Below are 15,201 nucleotides of genomic sequence, written 5' to 3'. Positions count from 1 at the left end.
CTGTGATGAACGTTGCATCTCATTCTAAACTATGTTTAGAAAGCGAAGTGTTCCGCATCAAGTTCAAACAATGGCGCAACGCCAGTTGAAAGTACGTCTACATGTGAGCGAACACGTGGCAAGATCTTCTTGAAGTAGAAACGAGCTGTAGTGATTTTCGCATTGTAGAAGTCAACATCAGTCGTACCTTCAGCCAATTTCTCTTGCGCAACAAGTGCCATACGCGCCCATAAGTAAGCAAGCGTGACATAACCTGCGAAGTAGAGGTAATCAACTGCAGCTGCACCCACTTCATCTGGATTCTGCATCGCACGCATACCGATTTGCATGGTGATATCGCCCCATTCTTTGTTGGCAGCAGCCAATGGCGCAATGAATTCTTGCATTGCCGCATTGTCTTTGTTTGCTTCAACAAATTTATGGATGATCTTGGTGAAGTCTTTCAACATTGCACCTTGAGTTTGCAATACTTTACGACCTAACAAATCAAGCGCTTGAATCTCGGTGGTACCTTCGTACAAGCAAGCAATACGCGTATCACGTACGATTTGCTCCATACCATGTTCAGAAATGAAGCCGTGACCACCAAAGACTTGTACACCGTGCTTCGCAGATTCAGAACCCGTTTCAGTTAAGAATGCTTTTGCAATTGGCGTTAACAAAGACAAGATGTTGTCAGCAAACTTACGCTCTTCTTCAGTGGCACCTTTTTCAACGATGTCTGCGTATTGAGCCAATAAATAAACTAGTGCACGACCACCTTCAGCAAATGATTTTTGCGTTAAAAGCATGTTGCGAACAGCAGGATGAACGATAATTGGATCAGCTTCTTTTTCAGGTGCTTTAGGACCAGAAAGAGAACGCATGGCTAAACGGTCTTTCGCATAAGCCAAAGCGCCTTGGAAAGACGATTCAGATGCAGATAAACCTTGAACCGCTGTACCAATACGTGCTGTGTTCATGAAGGTGAACATACAGTTTAAACCACGGTTTTCAGGACCAATCAAGTAACCTTTTGCTTGATCAAAGTTGATCACGCAAGTTGCGTTACCATGGATACCCATTTTGTGTTCAATCGAACCACAGCGAACCGCATTACGCTCGCCGATAGAACCGTCAGCATTCACGTGGAATTTAGGCACGATGAATAATGAAATCCCTTTTGTACCTTTTGGCGCGCCAGGTAAACGTGCAAGTACGATATGGATGATGTTTTCAGCCATATCATGTTCACCAGCAGAGATAAAGATTTTCTCGCCAGAGATTGCATAACTGCCATCTGCATTTGGTTCAGCTTTAGAACGGATAATACCAAGGTCAGAACCTGCATGAGATTCAGTTAAGCACATGGTTCCAGTCCAAACACCAGAAACAAGGTTTGGCAAGTAAGTGTTCTTTTGTTCGTCAGAACCGTGATGTTCTAACGTACGCACCGCACCATGAGAAAGACCTGGGTACATACCCCATGACCAGTTAGCTGTACCGACCATTTCAGAGATCGCAATCCCTAAAGAGTTTGGTAATGCTTGACCGCCAAATTCTTCATCAGCAGAAAGAGAAGGGAAACCAAGTTCGATATATTTTTGATACGCTTCTTTAAAGCCTGTAGGTGTTGTTACAACGCCGTCATTCCAAGTACAACCTTCGCGGTCGCCCACTTGGTTTAAAGGAGAAAGTTCGTTTTCGCAGAAATCAGCCGCTGCTTCTAAATATTGATCAACCAATTCACGGCTTACTGTGTCTTGAAATGCAGGAAGTTTCGCGTAATGTGCTTCAGCATTTAATAATTCGTGCAATACGAACTGCATATCACGTAAGGGTGCTTTGTATTGTGGCATAGCGGGTTCCTCAATACTGGTTAAACCAGAGTTATAATCTTAGTCAATGTTTAATGTGCCCAAGAGCACCATTTGGTAACGCTAATCGTGCAACAAGTTATAGTTCGGTACAAGCTTTTGCAGGTCATTTCTTAGTGACTGTGAAGTCAAAGTTTATGGTTCAACCTGTTTAAGCGTGTAGATTGTAGGTGGTTTTCTGGATTTTGACTTAAATTGCAGAGGTAAAATCGTAAGCAGCTGTGTAGTTAAAAATATAGCTTTTATCTCAATGAAAAAAAGGCGCTTGAACAGCGCCTATGAGGAAGAGGGGATTAAGTGGTTGCGTTAGTTTGACGCTTGAATTGGGATTTGTCTGGGGTAAAGCGGACCTCACAAGTCCCTTGAATGACACGATTATTCCATTGAACATTGACACGGTCCCCGATACGTTTACCTTGGCAAGCCTGTTCAATCTGCGCACGTTGAGCCTGATGTTCCTGACGCATTTGTTCACGTTGTTCTAAGCGTTGCTCACGTTTGGCTTGCCATTCAGCACGTTGTTCTGGTGTTAGAGGCGCACGTTGCATATTATGGCGGTGATGATCACGATCCATCGATTGTTCCGCTGGCGCGGTCGATTGACATGCAGCCAAGCCTAAAACAGAACTGAGTAGAGTGGTCATCAATACGATTTTTGTCTTATTCATTGTTTTATCCAGCGTTATCAGTTGAGATGTGATGGTTAAAGATTAGATAATAAAGATGAAGAAACAATGGAGAGTTTTTTTCGACCATGTTGGTTACAATCCACAAATAGAACACTATTGAGACCCAGCTTTTGAATGTTCGTCGCGTGCCCTTAGCCTTACGCCTGTTTTTAACGGTATTACTCACTACCTTGCTGATTGCAACGATCAGTCTGGGAGTTTTGCATTGGACCATGCAAAAGAACTTTGCCCGTTATGTGGCCGATGTGGAAATGCAAAAGCTGGATCGTTTGATTGCCAACCTAGGCAATGTCTATACGGTTTATCATGACTGGGGTAATGCAATTCAGGCACAAATTCTACAGATTGAAGGCACAGCGGCGCCAGATGACTATGATCGACTGTCTCAATGGTGGTTACGTCGTCAGTATGATATTGCCTTGCAGCAACGTTATTTTAATGATCATACCCTGTTAAGTATGTCTCCCTCTTTAGCACAAAATAATGTGGAGATCAGAAATCGGCAGATTTTCAATGATGAAGAACTCAAAATTCTGAAACAAAATTTACCTTCTGAATATCAGCCTTTTGAGGGGCTACGCTTTCCCTTAAGCCCAAGTCAGTTCCGTTTAAAGAAAGATGGAAAAGAGGACAGGCAGGAAAGCAAATTAAATACCTCGATGGAACACGGCAAAAAGCGTTTTGTCTCGATTCCTGACCGTTTGGGTTTGAGTTCACGCCTCTCTTTATATGATGAAAAGCAGCAGTTTATTGTGGGTGAACCCGCCACGGATCAGATCTCGTTCCGTCCAATTATTGTGGATGATCGGGTGGTGGGCTATCTAGGACTAAAACCTGTATTAGATCAGGATGATGCATCCAGTATTAACTTCTTTAGTAATCAAAAACGCTATTTACTTTTGGTCTATGCATTAACGGTGCTCTCAAGTTTGGTGGCTGCCTTATTGATGGCAACGTACTTTAAAAAGCCAATTCAACGCTTATTGAATGCAACGTTAGAATTGACCCGTGGTAATTATCAGCATCAGGTGATGATTAAGCGTAATGATGAGTTGGGTGATTTGTCTAATCAGCTCAATCATTTGGCCGATATTTTACATCAGCATGAAGAATCTCGTCGTCAATGGGTGTCAGATACGTCACATGAACTGAAAACACCCTTGGCGGTATTACAGGCCCAAATTGAAGCCATGCAGGATGGGATTCGTAAAGGCACGCCTGAGCATCTGAATGCCATGATGCGTCAGGTCAGTACTTTGAAAAAGTTAACTCAAGATTTGGCTGATCTGGCTCAAGCCGATGCACAACAGCTGAAATGCTATTTTGCTGAAGTCAATCCATGGGATGTGGTCGTACAAGAAGTCGAAAATTTCAAATCGACATTTGAGCAAAACCAGCTTGAGGTGATGTTGTCAGGAGAAGGTACAACCTTATCTTTAGACCGTGATCGCTTTAAACAGATTATTGTCAATCTGCTAGGTAACTGCGTTCGTTACACGGAACAAGGTGGAAAAATACAGATTCATACTCAACAAAATGAGCAACAATGGATAATGTATGTGGATGACAGTCCATTGGGTGTGAATGATGAGCAACTGGCACGTCTTGGTGAGCGTTTCTATCGTGTTGATGATTCACGTACCCGTAGTACAGGCGGAACCGGCTTAGGTTTGGCTTTATCATGTAAACTGGCACAAGCCTTAGGTGGCTCACTCACTTTTGAGCATTCACCTTTAGGTGGATTACGTTGTGTGCTGACTTTCCCAAAACAGATCAAATAACTTTTAGATCCTCTTGTGTTGAGGATGATGGATAGGATGAAAACCATGAAACATATTATGTTGGTTGAAGATGAAGTTGAACTGGCACAGTTGGTTCGTGATTACTTAGAAGCTGCTGGTTTTGAAGTCAGTATGTTTCATGATGGCCAAGACGCCTATACCCAGTTTCAACAACGTAAACCGAGTCTCATGATTCTGGACTTAATGGTGCCACGTATGGATGGCCTAACCATTTGCCGTAAAGTACGTGAGCAGTCTGATTTGCCGATCATTATGGTGACTGCACGTACTGAAGAAATTGATCGTGTTTTGGGTCTGAATATGGGTGCAGATGATTATATCTGTAAGCCTTTTAGTCCAAAAGAACTGGTTGCCCGTGTACAGGCGGTATTACGTCGGTTAGAACGTAAAGCGGAACCTGAGCAAAATGATCTGTTCCGTATTGATAAAGCTCAGCAACGGATCTGGTATCAGCAAAAAGCACTGACCTTGACGCCAACAGAATTCCGTTTATTGGAGCTGTTTTTAGAACATCTTGGACAGGTCTATTCACGTGCGCAGTTGCTCGATCATATCAATCCAGACAGCTTTGATGTGGCAGACCGTGTGATTGATAGCCATATTAAAAATCTGCGTCGTAAGATTTCAGAGGCTGCGGATACAGGAAATCGTCATGAATGGATTCAAGCAGTGTACGGCGTCGGTTATCGTTTTGAATATCCAGATGAGTAAATCATTTACCTTATCCGATAATATCGCTTGGGTTGTTTTCGCTCCGATTGCGCGGTTACAAGACCTTGCACTGCTATAGTCCCTTGTGCCGCTTCAACGCGGCTCATATCCAAGAAAATGTGGAACAGTTTTCACGGATTAGCTGATGATTTGTTCTTGGTGTAGAAAGCCTGAAAATAAGATGAGTCTTGAAGATAATAAGGATGAAGTAGGTAAAAAGTTTTATCCTGTGGATAACCACAGTGTTATCCACAGAAAATGTGGATAGTTTCGCAAAGCTTTTGTCGAAATTATCTTCTTTTCTGGTGATAACTTAAGTATCAGCTTTTTATAAGTAGAGGAATTTTACATTACTTTACAATTGCTTGTGATGTATTGTGACGGTGAACTGTGACTGATTTCAGATGATAAACTTATCCTCTGCATAAGCCTTGTGCAGTTTGATCATTGCCTTTATCCGCAAAACCAACCTGAACGGTTATCTCATCATGGGTGAATAATAATAGAGGTATGGTCAGAGACCAATAGCCATATTTCATCCATATCCGAGTTGGTCACTGCAATACAGCCCAGCGTCCAGTCTTTACGTGGCATATAGCTTGCGCTTGCAGGAACGGATGTGGCTCGTGTTGGCACAGTACCGTGAATCATCACATTACCACCCGCAGATTGGCCCTGCTGTTTGGCATAGCTTATATCATCCACATTGGGGTAAGAGATATGCAAAGATTTATAGTAAGCACTCTGTGGATTGCGCCAGTCAATTGAATAGCTACCTTCAGGGGTTTTACCATCACCTTCAAACTGTTTGTGTCCGATTGGATCAAAGCCTAAACGGATTGGATAGCTGCGAATGACTTCCTGTTGATGTTTCAATTGTAAAATGCGCTGGCTTTTAAACACTTCAATTGAGGTCACGGGTTTACTCTGTTGGAGCTTTTGTATTTCTTGGGCTGAAAGGGGCTGATGTACCGATCCCAATGTCGGAATGAACTTGCCATACTGGAAGTAAGCCAGTCCCAATAACAGGATTAAAATCGCACATCCAATCATCAGCCCAATTTTCATAGATTTCTTCTGCTAAGATGAACAACTGACAGAAATTTCAGGCATGTCACTTGGCAATGGTGAGATATCTGCTTCTGTTTCTAAGTCAGGCTGTTTTTGATAAGGCTGATTCAGTAACTTAAACAAACGATCAACCTCGCTAAAATCACCACGCTGCGCAAGCTCAATGGCTTTCTGTGCCATATGGTTACGCAGGGTATATTGTGGATTAACTTGTTGCATCAGCGCATCTAAGGCATCGGTATCTTGATGCTGTCGGATATTTTGATAGCGGGTCAGGAAATCATCGAACTGCTGCACATGGATACAATCATCTCTTAAAGCTTTGTAATCCTGTTGTTGTAAACGCAGAAAACTTTGGGTGTAATCCAATTGCTCGGTTTGCAAAATTCCGAGAAAGGCAAAACTACAATCCAGACTGTCTTTATGAAACTCTGGCAGCCCCATTTTTTGACATAGACCTTGCCCATAATGTTGTAAGAAGGTCGGCTCAAACCGTTCTAAACATGCTGCTAGATCGAGTTTGAATTGTTCTTTATTTTCTGCTGTTGCCAATGGAATTAAATTATTCAGCCATGTCCATAGATTCCAATGACCAATGCTGGGTTGATTCTGATAGGTATAACGGCCTTGGTAATCGGAATGGTTATTTATCCAATTTGGGCGGAAACGTTCCATAAAGCCATATGGACCAAAATCCAGAGTGGAGCCAGTAATATTGAGATTGTCAGTATTCATCACCCCATGTGCAAAACCCACCAATTGCCATTTGGCAATCATGATGGCAGTGCGCTCAATCACTGCTTGGGCAAATGCAAGAATCGGATTTCCAGCTTCTAGGCATTCTGGATAATGCCATTCAATACATTTTTGTGTGAATTCAGCTAACAGCTCAGGGGCATATTGATTGATCCACTCAAAATGACCCAAACGAATATGGCATTCAGAAGTACGCAACAGCATTGCACCGAGCTCAAGGGTTTCGCGCTGCACGCCTTGAGTCGAGGTGGTAAAACCCACAGCATGACTGGATGCGACACCCAGTGCATTTAATGCATGACCGGCTAAATATTCACGTATGACGGAACGCAGAACTGCTCGGCCATCCCCCATACGTGAGTAGGGGGTTGAACCTGCACCTTTGAGATGAAGGTCGATGGTTTGTCCTTGCTGATTCAGGATTTGTCCGATCAATAGACCACGACCATCACCGAGTTGCCCAGCCCATTGTCCAAATTGATGCCCCGCATAGACCATCGCGAGTGGAGGAAATTCAGCAAAAGTTTTTTGACCGCTACAAATCTCAACCCAGTTGGCTTTATCTTCTTCGTTCCATTGCAACTCATCAGCCAAAGCTTCATTAAAATGGCCTGCTTTAGCACCACGCAACGGACTTGGTTGTTGCTGGTGATAGAGTTTGGGGTTAAGCGAAGCATAGCGGGAATTGAATTGCATAAACGAAACATCAGAGAGGGCTGAATCATGACTATAGCAAATATCAGCATGAAATGGTGAGCCGTTGCGAGAAGAGCGTGTGGATGGGTAGACATAAAAAATGGCCTCATGAGAGACCATTTTCGTTAAGCAATTTGTTATTCAGAAACAGGCGCTTTTTTAATGTTGCGCATCAAGGTTTCTAAACATTCACGATGATGGCTTAAGCGATGTTCAAGCAACTGAAAATCAACTTTAAGTTTGTGATCCATCTGATGGATTTTTTCAGCCATCGCGGCTTTCTTCGCGTGAAGTTCTTGTTCTTTCAGCTTTGCCCAATCATTTAAGGTATGGGTAAAAGCTTCATATTCTTGGGCAATACGTTGTTTCATTTGCACGATGTCGGTATTGACATCATGACCATAAATCGCCAAGTCACGTTCAGCATATTTAAACTTCATCGCAAGTTCAGCTTTCTTGATATTAAAGCTTGGAATACGACGTAGATTTTTTGCCAAACCGAGTTTAGAACTGGTCCAGATCAACCATTTGGTTGGGTCATATTGCCACCATTTCACCCCATTACGATAGTCGTACTGGAAGATATGGTGATAATTGTGATAGCCCTCACCCCAAGTGAAGATCGCCAACACAAAGTTGTCACGTGCGGTGTTTTCATCGGTATAAGGTCGTTTGCCCCACATGTGGCAAAGCGAGTTGATGAAGAAGGTGACATGATGGCTAATGATCAAACGCAATAAACCACCAAGCAAGATGACGCCCCAGATATCGCCTGTTGCCCAACCAATTAAGCCCAGCACACCAACATGAACCGCAATCACCATTGGTACATAGTAGTTGTGTTGGAACATCACCAGTTTATCATTCAGCAAATCAGGGACATTTTTGAAATCGGGTTCTGATGGAGAGTGGTCGCGGATCATCCAACCTAGGTGAGCATACCAAAATCCACGTTTGATTGAATAAGGATCTTGGTCGACATCATCGACATGACGGTGATGCGTACGGTGCCCCGAAGCCCAGAACAAAATACTGTTTTGAACGGCAAAGGTACCACCAATCATCAATAAAATTTTAAGCGGTAATGCCGCTTCATAAGCACGGTGTGCCCAAAGACGGTGATAGCCTGCGGTAATTCCCAAGCTGCTGAGTGCAAGCAAGAAGATCATGCTTACCCACGCACTTACACTAAAATCATAATAATAAGCGTACAAAGGAATTAAAATAGCGGCAAGAATTGGTGTTCCAATTAAGGTAATGCTAGCAGTCCAGTTGATGGGTGCCTTTTTGAGTGGGGCGGAAGTCATATCCGTCAGCGCTCCTAAAAACCTTGTTTGCACAAGATAATAAAACTAAACGAGATAGCAAAACCAATCATGACGATATATTGCTATTTTATCACTGATATTAGCATGTCCAAATCAGTTAGCACTAGTATTATTCTACAGTTGTATCGAAAGAACAGTAACAGAATTCATTCATAAATTTGATCAATGAATTAAAAGGTGAAATAAATCAATGTCTGAGCAAATTACCATGAAAAATCCGATTTTTTCTTTGAAGGCATTTTTTAACAAAACTTTAATATTCTCTGCTGCGGTCATGCTTGCAGCCTGCCAAAGCCAACCGAAACCAGTGCAGAAACATAGCTTACAACCTAAGCGAGTGGCTCAACCCCCTACAATGCAAGTGCGTAAGAGCGTGGATGGTGTTCAAGATATTGAATGGCAGATCATCAGTATCCAGAATAGAAAGGCATTGTTCTTTAATCAGTACCCAAGTTTCTCGCTTAACTCGGCTTCAAAGATGGTGACAGGTCATACTGGCTGCAACAATATCTATGGACGCTATAAATATGACTTTGCACAACGTAAACTGGATTTTGATGTGATGGCACAGCATCAGAGCTGTAATCGTGCTCTAGCGCAAGAGGCTGACTTGATGGATGCGATTCAACGGGTTGAACGCTTTCAGTTAGAGGGTACAAACTTATATTTATTAGATGCCAAAGGGCAGCGTTTGATTCAGGCACAACGCAAATGACAATAAAAAGGCGGAATGATTTCCGCCTTTTTATGATTTGAAATACTGCAACATGGTACTTGGGATATCGGTAATTAGACCTTGGATGCCGAGTTGTTGTAAATGTTTGGCACGTTCAACTTCATTCACAGTCCAGACACTGATCTCAAGATTAGCCTGTTGAGTCCGTTGAATGATTTCATCTGTTGCCAATAAATCTCCCCAACCAATCTGGCAACAGCCATACTGCTGCGCCAACTCGATCGCATATTCACCAATGGGAATTTCAACCAGTAGTCCACGTTTAAACGAACTCTGTTGTTGCTGTAGGGCAGACAGGATTTTGACATCAAAGCTGGTAATGGTTGCGGTGGCTTCAAAACCTTTTAAATCATGCTGCAATTGTACAATCAAGCGCTCCGCGGCTGCTTCGTCTGCAACTGCCTTAATCTCCACTTCGATATGTTCAAAGTCAGTGAGGCAATCCAGCACTTGTTGCAGGCTAGGAGTATATTCTTCACAGGCCCAAGCTTGCCACTGATGGCTGTGATCGAATTGCTGGGCTTCAACTAAGCTACTGTTTTCAACTTGCTGTGAACGACCTGCCGTACGTACAAAATCATCATCATGAATCACCACCAAGTGGTCATCTTTCAGTTGGCGCACATCAAATTCAACGGCACGTACACCTAAATCATGCAGATAGCGGAATCCACCTAATGTGTTTTCGGGCGCTTCGCCACGCGCACCACGATGACCAATAATTCGCATCTTTATCTATCCAACAAATGATTATGCTTGATCGATACTGTCATTAATATTCTTTTGCCACAACACTTCGTTACCACCTTCAGCACGTTGTAAGGCACGTGAAGCAACAAACAGCCAGTCCGATAATCGATTGAGTAATTGTAATGCGGTTGCCTGAATATTTTGGTCACGATGATGTACTGACAATAAAGCACGTTCTGCACGACGGCACATTGCACGAGCTTGATGTGCATAACTACAAGCTAAAGTGCCTGATGGTAAAATGAAGTCTTTTAACATCGGCAGCGATTCATTCATGTGGTCGATTTCTTTTTCAAGAAAATCAATGCATACGGGCTGCAGTAAATGATAGTTTGGAATACACACCTCACCGCCTAAATCGAATAACCAGTGCTGGATCAGACTTAAACTTTTGTCCCAACGTGCTTTATCTGCAACTTGGCTGGCACTGATTTGTGCACGAAGCACGCCAATGGTGGCATTGAGTTCATCGACATCGCCCAAAGCTGCAATGCGTAAATCATCTTTGGCAACGCGTGAGCCATCCCCTAGGCCAGTTGTGCCTGAGTCACCTGTACGGGTATAGATTTTACTTAAACGATGTCCCATAGTGCTGTTTCTCTGATCCTGAAAATAAAAAGGGGATAATGTCGGTCAGAACATTACCCCGAAACTGGAGTTAAGAAAATATTTTTTATGATTTTATCACGCAATTAATAACGGAATGTGACACCCGCAGAAGCTAGGCGACCGCCGTTGATGTAGTACACGCCGTTACCGTTATAAGCAGTTTTATAATTTACATCACCAATGTTTTCAATGTTTGCAAAGAGTTTAATCATTGGGATAGGTTGCCAATACACATTTACATTCGTGGTGACATAGCCTGGAGTCGTTGTTGGTGTTGTTGATGGCCAATCCGCAAAGTCTTTTGAATTTGATTTCGCAACAACAGAAGCTGAAACACCGTATTCTCCATCATCCCATCCCGTTGTAAGAGTTAGGCTTTGACGTGGGCGACGAGTTAAGTCTTTTTTAGTTTCATCATCTTTTGCTTGTACATAAGCATAAGTGGTGCTTAAAAAGAGTTCATCTTGTTGCCATTTAAATGACGCTTCACCACCAGTAAAGGTTGCTTTATTGACATTAATTAACTTTCCTGCTTGGAAGTTAATGAGGTTGTCCACTTTATTGCGATAAACTGATAGGCCTAAGTCGATATTGTAATTTAACTTTTGATCTACACCGATTTCATAAGAAAAACTTTCTTCTGGTTTTAAGTCAGGATTTGCACCCCAAGATAAGGCATACAAGTCATTTGTAGTTGGTGCACGGAAGGCTGAACCTACATTGGCATATATGCTTGTAAGGGGCAATAACTGATAGCGAATAGCACCCTGACCGACAGTATGTGTACCAAATTTATCATTATCTTCAACACGAACACCAACCTGAGTCTCTAAGCCGTTGTGTTGATACTGGTGCTGAGCAAAATAACCAATGGTATCTACAGATTCATTGTATTTAACATCTTGCCCGCCAAATAAATTTTTCGAGTATACATTTCCTTTAATATCTTTAAAGGTTGAGCCAACTAAAATATTCTGAGTGGGGGTAACTTGCCACTTTGTGTAGAGTTCAGCTTCCTGAGTTGTACTATGTACATAATCTGAAGAAGTATTTTGATCGATATTATCTTTATATTGTGAAAGACGGGCATGTACTGCAAGGTTTTCTAGAACATTGAGACGGCCTTTTACATTGATCGCTTCATTTTTAAAGTCTTGGGAAACTAAGTTACCATAGTTATCGTAGTCACTGTAGCCTTGGTTTTCACTGTAATCCACCGAAGCGGCATATTGCGCTTTATCAACGCCAACTTTTGCACTATAACCTTTTTGGTCAAAGCTTGCTTTTTTATTGTTTTTTGCATCTGTTACAGGGGTACCATCCGTTTCTAAACGTTGACCACGAATTTGTGCATAAAAACCATTTTCTGCTAAATCTGCACCGATCACAGATTTATAGGTTTTATTTTCACCAATTTCACCTGTTACAAAAGCAGAAGTTTTTTCAGGTGTTTTTGAAATGAGTTGTACAACCCCACCAATTGCATCAGCGCCATATAATACTGATGCAGGGCCCTTCAATACTTCAATCTGTTTAATATCTGTGGTATCGATAAATGGTAATGAGGCTGTACCAGATGTGTTTGAGTTGAGGCGAACGCCATCTCTTAAAAGTAAGGTGTGATTTGAATTGGTACCACGCAAAAAGATAGAGGCAGCTTGGCCATAACCACCACTTTGTACCATATTGATTGAAGCATCAGTTTGTAATAATTCTGGCAAAGAGGCGATTGGCGATTGTTCGAGAATCTTTGGTTCAATGATATTGATTCGCGCAGGTACATCACTGATTTTTTGTTCAGTACGGGATGCCGTCACAACAATCGTATCTAGCGTTGCAGTTTTATCGCTTGATTGATCTTGAGCAAAAGCTGGTGAAGAAAACCCCATCGCAATAGCGATAGCACCAACTAAACGCGTTGGTTGAAAAGCAGTAGACATGCGTACTCCAGACATTCACCCGTCGTGAATGATAATGTGGAAATAAACAACAAGCAGGTCTCCGGACTTCACTATAATCATTAAATAAATGATGTTACTCATCATCTTCCCACATCATACCGATGCAGTGATTTGGCGTTGAGCTGAGATGAGTGATTCGATGTTACCGTTGCGAGGGCAGTGTCGGAATTTCACCAACTTCCCTATAAGCAAAAGAATTTGCTTTAGACTTGTTGCAAGATTACGCAAAGTATAAAGTGTTAACGTTTTTTAAACAATTGCAATTCCGAATGAACTTTGCCCAAAGTGGGTCAAATTGCATTACAATGCCAAAGTTTCAAAAATATTCAGTTTAAATTGGACAGCCCATGCGCCAAAGCCAAATGCGAACCCGCGCCAAGATTTGTGGAATTACCCGAGCACAAGATATCCATGCCGTTGTCGAGTCAGGTGCAGATGCGATTGGCTTTGTCTTCTTTCCATCGAGCCCACGTCATGTCAGCATTGAGCAGGCAAAAACCTTGGCAGAGCTGGTGCCGCCCTACGTACAGTTGGTCGGCTTATTTGTAAATGCCAGCGCTAAAGAAATACAGACGGTGCTTGATTCAGTTCCTTTGGATGTATTACAACTACATGGTGATGAAACACCTGAACAATGCCAACAAATTGCATCACAATGCAAACGTCGCTGGTATAAGGCCATTCAGGTTAAACCAGACCTGAATGTGGTGGCTGAAATTCAACGTTATCAGTCCGCAGGTGCCAGTGCGGTGCTGTTGGATGCATGGCATCCTGAATTGAAAGGTGGCACAGGGCACAGTTTTGACTGGAACCAATTTCCACAACTTGAAATTCCACTCATCTTGGCAGGGGGCTTAACCCCTGAAAATGTCAGTGAAGCTATTGATACTACAGCGGCATTTGCTGTGGATGTCAGCGGAGGCGTCGAATCCGCAAAAGGTATAAAAGACCAACAACTGATTGAAAAATTTATGCAAGGAGTCCAACGTGGATCAGCAAAGCCTTAGTCAAAAAAATCAAGTGATTGACTACACCCAGTTTCCAGATGCGCAAGGGCATTTCGGTATTCATGGTGGACGTTTTGTATCAGAAACGCTGATGGCTGCACTTGAAGACCTCGAAAGTCTTTATGGTCGTATGAAGAATGATGCTCAATTCTTGGCTGAATTTGACCGTGATCTTGCCTTCTATGTTGGTCGTCCTAGTCCGCTGTATTATGCTGAACGATGGTCTCAGCACCTCGGCGGTGCGCAAATTTACCTGAAACGTGAAGACCTGAACCATACCGGTTCGCATAAGGTCAACAACACCATTGGTCAGGCATTATTGGCAAAGCTGTCGGGTAAGAAGCGTATCATTGCGGAAACTGGTGCGGGTCAACATGGTGTGGCGACGGCAACGATTGCGGCACGTTTAGGGATGGAATGTGTAGTATACATGGGTGCTGAAGACGTAAAACGTCAGGCCATGAATGTCTACCGTATGCGTTTGCTGGGTGCGACGGTGGTGCCCGTGCAAAGTGGTTCAAAAACATTGAAAGATGCCATGAACGAAGCAATGCGTGACTGGGTCACCAATGTTGATAGTACCTATTATGTGATTGGTACCGTGGCTGGTCCGCATCCATATCCACAATTGGTTCGTGATTTCCAATCGATTATTGGACGTGAAGCACGCCGTCAAATTCAAGAACAAGCAGGGCGCTTGCCAGATGCTTTAGTCGCTTGTGTGGGTGGTGGTTCAAATGCGATGGGCCTGTTCTATCCGTTCCTGAATGATCAGGATGTGAAAATGTATGGTGTTGAAGCAGCAGGCTATGGCATTGAAACAGGTAAACATTCTGCACCATTAAATGCAGGTCATGTGGGAGTATTACATGGTAACCGTACTTACTTGATGTCGGATGCGCAAGGCCAGATCATTGAAACTCACAGTATTTCGGCAGGTTTGGATTATCCAGGTGTTGGTCCTGAGCACAGTTTCCTAAAAGACATGAACCGTGTTGAATATGTGCCAATCAACGATGATGAAGCCTTACAAGGTTTCCGTGATTTGACCAAGATTGAAGGGATTATTCCTGCACTTGAAAGCTCACATGCAATGGCCTATGTCACTAAACTTGCGCCAACCATGTCAAAAGATCAAATCATTATTGCAACAGTTTCAGGTCGTGGTGATAAGGACTTGATGACGGTTGCACGTATTGATGGCGTTGAAATGGTTGATATGTAGGTCT

Annotated in this window: 13 protein-coding genes and 1 riboswitch; of the genes, 5 read left to right on the top strand and 8 right to left on the bottom strand. The window is 42.8% G+C overall.

From position 1 onward, the window contains the following. Positions 1-35: 35 nt before the first annotated feature. On the bottom strand, positions 36-1,838 hold the full coding sequence (locus F895_RS01420; RefSeq protein WP_005244225.1) for an acyl-CoA dehydrogenase C-terminal domain-containing protein: 1,803 nt from the start codon (positions 1,836-1,838) through the stop codon (positions 36-38). 311 nt (positions 1,839-2,149) lie between these two features. Beyond that, positions 2,150-2,524 carry a hypothetical protein gene (locus F895_RS01425; RefSeq protein WP_005244222.1) on the bottom strand — a complete coding sequence of 125 codons (375 nt, stop codon included), beginning with the start codon at positions 2,522-2,524 and terminating at the stop codon, positions 2,150-2,152. 131 nt (positions 2,525-2,655) lie between these two features. Between F895_RS01425 and baeS the strand changes: the two genes are divergently transcribed. Both baeS and F895_RS01435 read left to right on the top strand, forming a co-directional pair. Next, entirely contained in the window at positions 2,656-4,326 is a 1,671-nt protein-coding gene (baeS, locus tag F895_RS01430; protein ID WP_005244220.1) for a sensor histidine kinase efflux regulator BaeS, read from the top strand. Between the two features lie 45 nt (positions 4,327-4,371). Next, a complete protein-coding gene (locus F895_RS01435; RefSeq protein WP_004652437.1) occupies positions 4,372-5,058 on the top strand; it encodes a response regulator in 687 nt (228 codons plus the stop codon). Between the two features lie 486 nt (positions 5,059-5,544). Here the strand turns inward: F895_RS01435 and F895_RS01440 are convergent, their stop codons facing one another. The 3 genes from F895_RS01440 to F895_RS01450 form a co-directional block, all read right to left on the bottom strand. After that, on the bottom strand, positions 5,545-6,126 hold the full coding sequence (locus F895_RS01440) for a L,D-transpeptidase family protein (protein ID WP_005244218.1): 582 nt from the start codon (positions 6,124-6,126) through the stop codon (positions 5,545-5,547). A 12-nt stretch (positions 6,127-6,138) separates the two neighbouring features. Continuing rightward, a complete protein-coding gene (locus tag F895_RS01445; protein WP_010589782.1) occupies positions 6,139-7,581 on the bottom strand; it encodes a protein adenylyltransferase SelO in 1,443 nt (480 codons plus the stop codon). 137 nt (positions 7,582-7,718) lie between these two features. Continuing rightward, positions 7,719-8,888, bottom strand: a complete 1,170-nt coding sequence (locus tag F895_RS01450) for an acyl-CoA desaturase (protein ID WP_005244213.1) — start codon at positions 8,886-8,888, stop codon at positions 7,719-7,721. A 211-nt stretch (positions 8,889-9,099) separates the two neighbouring features. Here F895_RS01450 and F895_RS01455 point away from each other — a divergent pair, with 211 nt between their 5' ends. After that, positions 9,100-9,624, top strand: a complete 525-nt coding sequence (locus F895_RS01455) for an META domain-containing protein (RefSeq protein WP_005244211.1) — start codon at positions 9,100-9,102, stop codon at positions 9,622-9,624. Positions 9,625-9,654: 30 nt separating this feature from the next. Here F895_RS01455 and F895_RS01460 read toward each other — a convergent pair whose 3' ends face one another. The 3 genes from F895_RS01460 to F895_RS01470 form a co-directional block, all read right to left on the bottom strand. Beyond that, positions 9,655-10,374, bottom strand: coding sequence for a glycerophosphodiester phosphodiesterase (locus tag F895_RS01460; protein ID WP_005244209.1), 720 nt, complete (start codon positions 10,372-10,374; stop codon positions 9,655-9,657). Between the two features lie 21 nt (positions 10,375-10,395). Then, positions 10,396-10,983 carry a cob(I)yrinic acid a,c-diamide adenosyltransferase gene (locus tag F895_RS01465; protein ID WP_005244207.1) on the bottom strand — a complete coding sequence of 196 codons (588 nt, stop codon included), beginning with the start codon at positions 10,981-10,983 and terminating at the stop codon, positions 10,396-10,398. A gap of 104 nt (positions 10,984-11,087) precedes the next feature. Further along, entirely contained in the window at positions 11,088-12,944 is a 1,857-nt protein-coding gene (locus tag F895_RS01470; RefSeq protein WP_005244205.1) for a TonB-dependent receptor plug domain-containing protein, read from the bottom strand. Between the two features lie 34 nt (positions 12,945-12,978). Further along, positions 12,979-13,193, bottom strand: a riboswitch (cobalamin riboswitch). A gap of 119 nt (positions 13,194-13,312) precedes the next feature. Between F895_RS01470 and F895_RS01475 the strand changes: the two genes are divergently transcribed. Both F895_RS01475 and trpB read left to right on the top strand, forming a co-directional pair. Further along, positions 13,313-13,972 carry a phosphoribosylanthranilate isomerase gene (locus F895_RS01475; protein ID WP_005244203.1) on the top strand — a complete coding sequence of 220 codons (660 nt, stop codon included), beginning with the start codon at positions 13,313-13,315 and terminating at the stop codon, positions 13,970-13,972. Further along, the gene (gene trpB, locus F895_RS01480; RefSeq protein WP_005244201.1) at positions 13,953-15,197 is read left to right on the top strand and encodes a tryptophan synthase subunit beta; all 1,245 of its coding nucleotides are present in this window, start codon (positions 13,953-13,955) and stop codon (positions 15,195-15,197) included. The genes F895_RS01475 and trpB overlap by 20 nt, the downstream gene beginning before the upstream one ends. The last annotated feature ends 4 nt before the right edge of the window (positions 15,198-15,201 follow it).

Source organism: Acinetobacter sp. CIP 64.2 (assembly GCF_000369645.1).
Lineage (GTDB): Bacteria > Pseudomonadota > Gammaproteobacteria > Pseudomonadales > Moraxellaceae > Acinetobacter.
Note: the sequence above shows the minus strand (reverse complement) of the source record. Positions and strands in the feature narration are given on the sequence as shown.

Bases quoted from the DNA above. Each gene is read 5' to 3' on its own strand.
- F895_RS01420 (WP_005244225.1), bottom strand. From the start codon at position 1,838: ATGCCACAATACAAAGCACCCTTACGTGATATGCAGTTCGTATTGCAC.
- F895_RS01425 (WP_005244222.1), bottom strand. From the start codon at position 2,524: ATGAATAAGACAAAAATCGTATTGATGACCACTCTACTCAGTTCTGTT.
- F895_RS01435 (WP_004652437.1), top strand. From the start codon at position 4,372: ATGAAACATATTATGTTGGTTGAAGATGAAGTTGAACTGGCACAGTTG.
- F895_RS01440 (WP_005244218.1), bottom strand. From the start codon at position 6,126: ATGAAAATTGGGCTGATGATTGGATGTGCGATTTTAATCCTGTTATTG.
- F895_RS01445 (WP_010589782.1), bottom strand. From the start codon at position 7,581: ATGCAATTCAATTCCCGCTATGCTTCGCTTAACCCCAAACTCTATCAC.
- F895_RS01450 (WP_005244213.1), bottom strand. From the start codon at position 8,888: ATGACTTCCGCCCCACTCAAAAAGGCACCCATCAACTGGACTGCTAGC.
- F895_RS01455 (WP_005244211.1), top strand. From the start codon at position 9,100: ATGTCTGAGCAAATTACCATGAAAAATCCGATTTTTTCTTTGAAGGCA.
- F895_RS01460 (WP_005244209.1), bottom strand. From the start codon at position 10,374: ATGCGAATTATTGGTCATCGTGGTGCGCGTGGCGAAGCGCCCGAAAAC.
- F895_RS01465 (WP_005244207.1), bottom strand. From the start codon at position 10,983: ATGGGACATCGTTTAAGTAAAATCTATACCCGTACAGGTGACTCAGGC.
- F895_RS01470 (WP_005244205.1), bottom strand. From the start codon at position 12,944: ATGTCTACTGCTTTTCAACCAACGCGTTTAGTTGGTGCTATCGCTATT.
- F895_RS01475 (WP_005244203.1), top strand. From the start codon at position 13,313: ATGCGCCAAAGCCAAATGCGAACCCGCGCCAAGATTTGTGGAATTACC.